The organism is Pseudoalteromonas sp. XMcav11-Q (assembly GCF_040104525.1).
GTDB lineage: Bacteria > Pseudomonadota > Gammaproteobacteria > Enterobacterales > Alteromonadaceae > Pseudoalteromonas.
In genome coordinates this window covers 83,188-89,234 of sequence record NZ_JBECOX010000016.1, presented here as the reverse complement: position 1 = coordinate 89,234, position 6,047 = coordinate 83,188, and the positions used below count along the sequence as shown (strand labels likewise).

The 6,047-nt window shown below is 43.7% G+C and carries 9 protein-coding genes; all 9 read right to left on the bottom strand.

Going from position 1 to position 6,047, the window contains the following annotated elements:
* Positions 1–973: 973 nt before the first annotated feature.
* On the bottom strand, positions 974–1,372 hold the full coding sequence (gene rplQ / locus ABMY45_RS20605) for a 50S ribosomal protein L17 (RefSeq protein ID WP_010606804.1): 399 nt from the start codon (positions 1,370–1,372) through the stop codon (positions 974–976).
* 39 nt (positions 1,373–1,411) lie between these two features.
* Complete coding sequence (gene rpoA, locus ABMY45_RS20600) at positions 1,412–2,398, bottom strand: DNA-directed RNA polymerase subunit alpha (RefSeq protein WP_010378288.1); 987 nt, start codon at positions 2,396–2,398, stop codon at positions 1,412–1,414.
* Between the two features lie 24 nt (positions 2,399–2,422).
* The gene (rpsD, locus tag ABMY45_RS20595) at positions 2,423–3,043 is read right to left on the bottom strand and encodes a 30S ribosomal protein S4 (RefSeq protein ID WP_017218390.1); all 621 of its coding nucleotides are present in this window, start codon (positions 3,041–3,043) and stop codon (positions 2,423–2,425) included.
* A 21-nt stretch (positions 3,044–3,064) separates the two neighbouring features.
* Positions 3,065–3,451: a 30S ribosomal protein S11 gene (gene rpsK, locus ABMY45_RS20590; RefSeq protein WP_010378285.1), complete on the bottom strand. Its 387-nt coding sequence runs from the start codon at positions 3,449–3,451 to the stop codon at positions 3,065–3,067.
* Positions 3,452–3,464: 13 nt separating this feature from the next.
* Complete coding sequence (gene rpsM, locus ABMY45_RS20585) at positions 3,465–3,821, bottom strand: 30S ribosomal protein S13 (RefSeq protein ID WP_010378282.1); 357 nt, start codon at positions 3,819–3,821, stop codon at positions 3,465–3,467.
* A gap of 131 nt (positions 3,822–3,952) precedes the next feature.
* On the bottom strand, positions 3,953–4,066 hold the full coding sequence (gene rpmJ / locus ABMY45_RS20580) for a 50S ribosomal protein L36 (protein WP_002959476.1): 114 nt from the start codon (positions 4,064–4,066) through the stop codon (positions 3,953–3,955).
* Positions 4,067–4,088: 22 nt separating this feature from the next.
* Positions 4,089–5,417 (bottom strand): preprotein translocase subunit SecY, encoded by a 1,329-nt coding sequence (secY, locus tag ABMY45_RS20575; protein WP_010606805.1) that lies wholly within the window; start codon positions 5,415–5,417, stop codon positions 4,089–4,091.
* A gap of 11 nt (positions 5,418–5,428) precedes the next feature.
* On the bottom strand, positions 5,429–5,863 hold the full coding sequence (gene rplO, locus ABMY45_RS20570; RefSeq protein WP_010378278.1) for a 50S ribosomal protein L15: 435 nt from the start codon (positions 5,861–5,863) through the stop codon (positions 5,429–5,431).
* Positions 5,864–5,867: 4 nt separating this feature from the next.
* Positions 5,868–6,047: a 50S ribosomal protein L30 gene (gene rpmD / locus ABMY45_RS20565; RefSeq protein WP_010378276.1), complete on the bottom strand. Its 180-nt coding sequence runs from the start codon at positions 6,045–6,047 to the stop codon at positions 5,868–5,870.

The following is a 6,047-nucleotide window of genomic DNA, read 5'->3' as shown; positions in this document are numbered from 1 at the left end:
TAAAAGTTTTTTGAAGCCTAAGCTTCGTGCTCATTGAATTCTGATTGTTTGTTTCTACTTTTCAAAAAAGTAAAATCAAAACGAATTGACTATATAGTCACTCAGTTACAATTGAGACTCTAAATTTTTTTGCGTCATCTAGCGAACTAGAATCTGCTGTTAGAACTCAATCTGTACGAGTGCCCACACAGATGATTGCTTCATATTTTTAAAGAACATTTCGAAACACTTCGTTGTTTCGAGGGATGTGCATTCTAAGCATTCCCAATTTTTTGTCAACACTTAATTTTGAATTTCTTTAGAAGAAGTTTCGAACTTAAGTTTTATTTGACGCTAACTCGTTGCTGCTTTGCTTTTCAGCGTAGCGCCCCGTGTCAGTGGGGTCGCATTATAGGGCGATCCGATTTTAGTGCAACCCTTTTTTTAAAGAAAATTGCAAAAAATAGATCGCTCGAGCAAAAAAAAGCCGAAACGTTCATTTTTAACACGTTAATAAGGCATATTAGGCTTTCTAAAGGCGACTTTTCTAGTTTAATTAACACAATTTTCGAATCTACAAATATGTAAGAGAGGTGTGTCTACTATAGATAGCACTTTTTAGTATGGACTTGGTGAACACTATCTATAAAACAAACCGGCCTAAACTGAATCTATTCAGTTTAGGCTGAGGGAATTGAGATAACTCCTAAAAACTACTGTTGTAGAAGATGAATAGCTGTAAGCCCTCTTTTATTTTATCAACTGGACCAAGTTCAATTTTTATGTTGATTAGAGCAGAATACATTGTCGGTAATGTATGAGTTAGCAGTTGCAGGTTCTTCAATTGCTAACTTTATAAATGAAGCTAATAAGAATAGTGACCAAAAGATATGAGAGAGCGTTTAGTTATTATAAACAGACGCAAAAGTCTTAAGAGATATAAAAAGAAAAAGCCGAGCTATGCTCGGCTTTTTTGTGTCTTTAAAAAGACTAATTACTCTGCAGACTGCGCGTCTTCTTGAACTTCTTCTGTCGCTGGGCGATCTAGTAGTTCAATATAAGCCATTGGCGCATTGTCACCTGTACGGAAGCCACACTTAAGAATACGAGTGTAACCACCTGGACGATCCGCGAAACGTGGACCGATCTCAGAGAACAATTTACCAACTACTTCTTTATCACGCGTGCGAGCAAACGCTAAACGACGGTTTGCTACGCTGTCAGTCTTAGCCAGTGTGATTAAAGGTTCAATTACACGGCGCAGCTCTTTTGCTTTAGGCAAAGTAGTTTTGATGATTTCGTGCTTCACCAAAGAACCAGCCATGTTGCTAAACATCGCTTTGCGATGGCTGCTGTTACGGTTTAATTGACGACCACTCTTACGATGGCGCATGACCCTATCCTTCTAACTAAACTAATATAGTAACTTAGATTACTCAGCTAGACTTGCAGGTGGCCAGTTTTCTAGGCGCATACCTAGAGATAGACCACGTGAAGCTAGCACGTCTTTAATTTCAGTTAGAGACTTCTTACCAAGGTTTGGTGTTTTCAGAAGCTCAACTTCAGTACGCTGTACTAAGTCACCGATATATTGAATTTGCTCGGCTTTCAGACAGTTTGCAGAACGTACAGTTAGTTCTAAGTCATCAACTGGACGAAGTAGAATCGGATCGAACTCCGGTTTCTCTTCTTTCTCTTCTGGCTCAGAAACATCACGTAGGTCTACGAATGCATCTAACTGCTCAGCAAGGATAGTTGACGCACGGCGGATCGCTTCTTCAGGATCTAAAGTGCCGTTCGTTTCCATATCGATGATTAGTTTATCTAAGTCTGTACGCTGCTCAACACGAGCTGACTCAACCGAGTACGCAATACGCTCAACCGGGCTGAATGATGCATCTAGCAACAAACGGCCGATTGGACGCTCATCGTCATCAGAGGATAAACGACTAGACGCCGGTACATAACCGCGACCACGCTCAACACGAATGCGCATGCTGATTTCGCTATTGTCAGCAGTTAAGTGACAAATGACATGCTCAGGGTTGGCGATAGTCACATCTCCGTCGTGCTGGATATCAGCCGCAGTCACAGGGCCTACACCAGACTTAGTCAGGGTAAGGAAAACTTCATCTTTACCTTCTAGAGATACCGCTAGACCTTTAAGGTTTAACAGAATTTCAATGATGTCTTCTTGTACGCCTTCTTTCGCGCTGTACTCGTGCAATACGCCGTCAATTTCAACTTCTGTCACAGCACAACCAGGCATAGATGAAAGAAGTATACGACGTAGAGCATTACCTAGTGTGTGGCCAAAACCACGCTCTAGAGGCTCTAAAACTACTTTAGAACGCGTTGAGCTTACAGCGTCGATATCGACTAATCTTGGTTTTAGGAATTCGGTTACAGAACCCTGCATTTTATCCTCTCTTAACTCTTAACTTTACTTCGAGTAAAGTTCGACGATTAGTTGTTCGTTAATGTCCGCAGACAGATCAGAACGCTCTGGTAGACGCTTGAAAGTGCCTTCCATTTTCTTACCGTCAACTTCAATCCAAGTTGGCTTTTCACGTTGCTCAGCCAACTCTAGAGCAGCGATGATACGCGCTTGCTTTTTAGACTTCTCGCGAATTACTACTACATCTTCAGGAGTAACTACGAAAGAAGGGATATTAACAACACGACCATTAACCATAATCGCTTTGTGGCTTACTAGCTGACGTGCTTCAGCACGTGTGCTTGCAAAACCCATGCGATATACAACATTGTCTAGACGTTGCTCTAGAAGCTGTAACAAGTTTTCACCTGTGTTACCTTTAAGGCGAGCAGCTTCTTTGTAGTAGTTACGGAATTGCTTTTCTAGTACACCGTAGATACGACGAACTTTTTGCTTTTCACGTAGCTGTAAACCGTAATCAGATAGACGACCTTTACGTGCGCCGTGCTGACCAGGTGCTGTTTCTAGTTTACACTTAGAGTCAATTGCTCTTACGCCGCTTTTAAGGAACAGGTCAGTACCTTCACGACGACTCAGCTTGAGCTTAGGGCCCAAATATCTTGCCATGTTCTTTCTCCTAACCTATTGTTATACGCGACGTTTCTTCGGTGGACGACAACCATTGTGTGGAATTGGCGTCACGTCAGTGATGTTAGTGATACGGTAACCAGCAGCATTCAATGCACGAACAGCAGACTCACGGCCTGGACCTGGACCTTTGATGAATACTTCTAGGTTCTTAAGACCGTACTCTTGTGCAGCAACACCTGCACGCTCCGCAGCAACCTGTGCAGCGAATGGAGTAGACTTACGAGAACCACGGAAACCTGAACCACCTGCAGTCGCCCAAGAAAGAGCATTACCTTGACGGTCAGTGATGGTCACAATCGTGTTGTTGAAAGATGCATGAACGTGAGCCATGCCGTCAACAACCTGCTTTTTGACCTTTTTACGACGAATTGGTGCTTTTGCCATAACTTACCCCACCTTATTTCTTGATAGGCTTGCGAGGACCCTTACGAGTACGCGCGTTAGTCTTAGTACGCTGACCACGTAGTGGTAGCGAACGACGGTGACGTAAGCCACGGAAACAACCAAGGTCCATAAGACGCTTGATGTTTAGTGTAACTTCACGACGAAGATCACCTTCAACAGTGTACTTGCCAACTTCTTCACGAAGGATGTCAAGTGTTTCGTCATTTAACTCGCCGATTTTAGTAGTTTCAGCGATACCTGTCGCAGCTAAGATCGCCTTAGCGCGAGTTTTACCTACACCATAGATGCTTGTTAAACCGATAACAGCATGCTTATGATCAGGAACGTTAATGCCTGCGATACGGGCCACTAACATATCTCCTATAAATAAACTTGATTATCATCTTGCTGGAAAGCCCGTATAGGATACCCAACCGACATTCAAGTTTTACCAAAGAAACAGGCTAAGTAAAGTTACTCAGCCTGCACGACTTAATTTGCTTAGCCTTGCCTTTGCTTGTGCTTTGGCTCACTGCAGATCACACGTACAACACCTGCACGCTTGATTACTTTGCAGTTACGGCAAATTTTCTTAACGGAAGCACGTACTTTCATTACTCAACTCCGTAAACTGACCTTAACGGCCGTAGCCTTTAAGGTTCGCTTTTTTCAGCACAGAATCATATTGATGTGACATCATATGAGTCTGTACTTGTGCCATAAAGTCCATGATGACAACAACGATAATCAGAATCGATGTACCGCCGAAGTAGAATGGCGTTTGCCATGCCATAGTCATAAACTCGGGCACCAGACAGATAAAGGTTATATACAAAGCACCTGCCAATGTCAGGCGTGTCATCACTTTATCAATGTATTTAGATGTCTGCTCACCTGGACGAATGCCTGGAATAAAAGCGCCAGATTTTTTCAGGTTATCTGCTGTCTCACGCGGGTTAAACACCAACGCAGTGTAGAAGAAGCAGAAGAAGATAATAGCCGCAGCTAATACCATCGCATACAGTGGTTGACCTGGAGTCAATACTGCTGAGATAGCTTGTAGCACATCAGCGACCGGACCTTCACCTTGGCCAAACCAGCTTGCTATTGTACCAGGGAACAAAATGATACTGCTAGCAAAGATTGGTGGAATAACACCCGCCATGTTAACTTTTAGTGGTAAGTGCGTGCTTTGAGCAGCAAATACCTGACGACCTTGTTGACGCTTCGCATAGTTTACAACGATACGACGTTGACCACGTTCGAAGAACACAACTAGGTAAGTTACGGCGAATACGATTACCGCAATCAATAACAATGCTAAAATATGCAGATCACCTTGGCGCGCCATTTCTGCTGTCGAACCAATTGCAGACGGCAGGTTAGCTACAATACCAACAAATATTAGAACTGAGATACCGTTACCGATACCACGCTCAGTGATTTGTTCGCCCAACCACATAAGGAACATAGTTCCCGTGACTAAGCTCACTACAGCTGTGAAATAAAAGCCGAAGCCTGGATTCACAACTAGGCCTTCCATCATGTTAGGTAGACCAGTAGCGATACCTATCGATTGGAATGTAGCAAGCACAAGCGTACCATAACGCGTATACTGGCTGATTTTCTTACGCCCTTGCTCACCTTCTTTCTTAAGCTCTATCATCGCAGGATGTATGTGCGTTAATAGCTGCATAATAATCGAAGCCGAGATGTACGGCATAATACCTAGCGCCAATACCGATGCACGCTCAAGCGCACCACCGCTGAACATGTTGAACATCTCAACAATGGTGCCCTTTTGTTGCTCGAAGAATTCGGCAAGTACAGCGGCGTCAATCCCAGGGATTGGCACAAAAGAGCCCAGACGGTAAATAATGATAGCACCCAATACGAATAGTAATCGGCGCTTCAGTTCCGCAAGCCCACTTTGTGCACTTTGCATATCTTGACCTGGTTTAGCCATAGCGTACTTCCTTAGTCTTCTACCTTGCCTCCGGCAGCTTCGATAGCTTCGCGTGCACCTTTAGACACTTTCATGCCTTTAACAGTAACAGCGCGTGAAACTTCGCCAGATTTTACAACTTTTACGAACTGGATGTTCTTTTTAACGATACCAGCTGCCTGTAACGCGTTTAGATCTACCACATCGCCTTCAACTTTAGCGATTTCGAATAGATTCACTTCTTTAGACACAAGAGACTTGCGTGAAGTGAAACCAAACTTAGGTAGACGACGTTGCATAGGCATTTGACCGCCTTCGAAACCAACGCGTACTTTACCGCCAGAGCGTGACTTTTGACCTTTGTGACCACGGCCACCAGTCTTACCAAGACCAGAACCGATACCACGGCCAAGACGCTTACCAGCTGTTTTTGAACCTGCAGCAGGTGAAAGTGTATTCAAGTTCATCGAATTACCCCTCAACCTTAACCATGTAAGAAACTTGGTTGATCATACCGCGAACTGCTGGCGTATCTTCTAGCTCAACAGTGTGGTTGATACGACGTAAACCAAGGCCACGTAATGTAGCTTTATGCTTCGGTAAACGACCGATTGAGCTACGTACTTGAGTTACTTTTACTGTGTTTGCCAT